This is a genomic window from Cytophagia bacterium CHB2 (assembly GCA_030263535.1).
Taxonomy (GTDB): Bacteria; Zhuqueibacterota; Zhuqueibacteria; order Zhuqueibacterales; family Zhuqueibacteraceae; genus Coneutiohabitans.
Genome location: SZPB01000587.1, coordinates 1 through 2,460 on the forward strand (window position 1 = coordinate 1; position 2,460 = coordinate 2,460).

Annotated in this window: 4 protein-coding genes; all 4 read right to left on the reverse strand. The window is 50.4% G+C overall.

The features are described from left to right. Nucleotides 1-720, reverse strand: a 720-nt coding sequence (locus tag FBQ85_29200; GenBank protein MDL1879208.1) for a DNA polymerase IV, incomplete at its 3' end; no start/stop codon positions are given. A 9-nt stretch (nt 721-729) separates the two neighbouring features. Further along, nucleotides 730-987 (reverse strand): hypothetical protein, encoded by a 258-nt coding sequence (locus tag FBQ85_29205; GenBank protein ID MDL1879209.1) that lies wholly within the window; start codon nt 985-987, stop codon nt 730-732. Between the two features lie 140 nt (nt 988-1,127). After that, on the reverse strand, nt 1,128-1,400 hold the full coding sequence (locus tag FBQ85_29210) for a hypothetical protein (GenBank protein ID MDL1879210.1): 273 nt from the start codon (nt 1,398-1,400) through the stop codon (nt 1,128-1,130). Between the two features lie 258 nt (nt 1,401-1,658). Then, nucleotides 1,659-1,982, reverse strand: a complete 324-nt coding sequence (locus FBQ85_29215) for a hypothetical protein (protein MDL1879211.1) — start codon at nt 1,980-1,982, stop codon at nt 1,659-1,661. Nucleotides 1,983-2,460: the final 478 nt, after the last annotated feature.

Here is a 2,460-nt window from a genome sequence, read left to right on the forward strand (position 1 = left end):
AGAATCCAGTGACATCACCGGCGTATGATCAATGCCGTGTGCATGTTCGAACAACACCCCGCCCAATTTGCCGAATATCATGACAAGATCGTGCGCCGTGAATTGGGCAATCTCACCAATGCGCAGCAGATTCAGCTCCTGCAATTCCTGCCAAACCGTTCCGGTTACGGAGGGCAAATAATTCGACCACAGCGGCGCGAGAAATTTTTCTTCATTGCCTCTGGTGATGGCTTGCACCTCGTTTGCCGGAACAACTTTCGAGATGATTTGGCTCAGGAGTTTGTTCGTTCCCACGCCGGCAGCAGCGGCAAGCTGCAACTCCGCATGAATTGCTTTCAGCGTTTTCCAGCCCATATCAACAGCACGCGGCGTCGTTCTCGCGGTGCGCGTGACATCGGAATGAGCGCGGCCAAAGCGATACGGCTGGACCAACGGCGAAAGGTGCATCAGAATGGAGGTCAAGCGGGCGTTGCCCGAGGAGTAATACGATTCATCCACCGGCAACACGATCAAGTCACGGCACATGCGCCGGGCGCGATAAACCGGCATGCCGGCCATGATACCCGATTCACCGGCGACTTTTGAAACTGAAGCCAATGTCGCCCGTTCCCCGCCCAACGCTGCAACTGCCACGGGCCGGCCTCGCAAGCGGGGAAAGCGCACACATTCCAGCGCCACCGGAAAGTTCGGAATGTTGATGTGCAGAATTGTTCGATCCATGAGTCCGGCCTATCCTTCCATGAGCACTTGGCCAAGACGCCAGCGCATATCCGCCGGTTCGAAAATGAGTTCATACATATCCGCGCTATCTGCTGAAACCGTGAAATGATGCTCTTTGACCGTTCCTATACCTTTTTCCTCCCACTGCGCATGAATGCGATCAATCATGTAAATCCGGTTCTTCCATTCAAAGCGAATCGGCACCATCCGGCCCAAACGATAATCCGTGGTGACGGCAACCGTCTCGTTTATTTCTTCAGCACGCAAGTTCTCACCTCATTAGCTGGAGTCCAAGTCGTCAATCCCATTTCGAATGTTGAGATGATGCTTGCCTAGTTCAGAAGATTCGCGCGCTCGTCTGTTTTGGCAAAAAGGTGATGGCATATCATTGCCCTGTGCTTTGTTGATCACCTGGCCGTCACGGCTTTACGCAAACTCCACATGCTTGTTTTCCTGTCCTGAATGAGATCATAAGCGTCGCGGTGATTTTCGATTTTGACGCGAAAGAGCATGTGCTCTCGCTCATGGATTGTTTTTTTATGGCGGCGAATGACCCGGGTGATTTTGTACTGCTCTCGGCGAAAATGAATCCGGAACGGGGTAAGTTGGCTGCGCACATAGCGCAAATCGACTTCGACCAGCACGCTCATTCCCTTTGGCAACTCCAACGGCTTCGGCATGGTCGCGCCTCCGTGATCGAATAAAGGTGATTAAAATGACACCATTTTAAATCAATTATAGTGATCTTAAATTCACCATTCAAGAAAAATCAAAATATTACAAAAAATTAGGGTGAACGAGGTAAGATAAATTTTAATAAGTGATTAAGATGAACAGAATCAGGGGATAGAGAGGAATATACTTTGGCGAGAATAACTTGCGCTCCAATGGACTAATTTATTGCGCTCCAAGAGTTCAATCGTTATTTGACTGAGAGGTTATACTTCATCACTTAGTAATTGCTTGCGGCAAGCGATCCATTCCTGCACCATCTCAACATGACAATCTTGCAATAGCAATTTCGTGCCTTGCTCTGCCAGTTGTCGCGCGGCCAATGCCAAATAAACCTGGTGAAACTCCTGCGCCAACGATTGCGGCAAGCGCATCATAACTTTTTGCAGTGGCTCTCTATCTGCGGTTTTGTCTTCTGTCTCTTCGTGTTGAAATTGCATGACATTGTTCAAGCGCAAGACAGAATCGCCGGCCTGTGACTTGGCACGCCCACGCCGGCCAGAATGAGAGGCTTTTCGCTTATTAATCATGTTCAACCTGTTGGTGAGAGTCGTCTCGATCAGCGGATTCCAAAGACAATGGCAGCAATGACACGGCTTTCTGATAATCTGCCGCGGTGATTTTGAAATCCCTGAGATACTGCATTGGCAAATCATCGTAAGACGTACTCGACGCCGCCAGCCACGAAATCACCCATTTCCGGGCCATCTTGTAACGATACGCGATATTGGCCTGCTCGACTTGCTTGCGGTTGATGCGGTATTCAGAACAATGGGCCGCCTGCAACGCCCGCCACAGCGGATGCAAGGGCACTTTGGAGAGATTGCGATGCGTTGCGGTTTCCGTGCAGTATTCGAAGGAATTAACCCCGTAAGCGTGAAGCTGTTTCACCGCGTTCTCGTCGTAGGCCACGTATTCACGAAAACCGATGATTTCTTCGAGCTTGGCTTTGTGAAACTCAAATTCGAGCCGCCAGACGCGCCGCTCACCACAAGCTTTTTCGCGCCA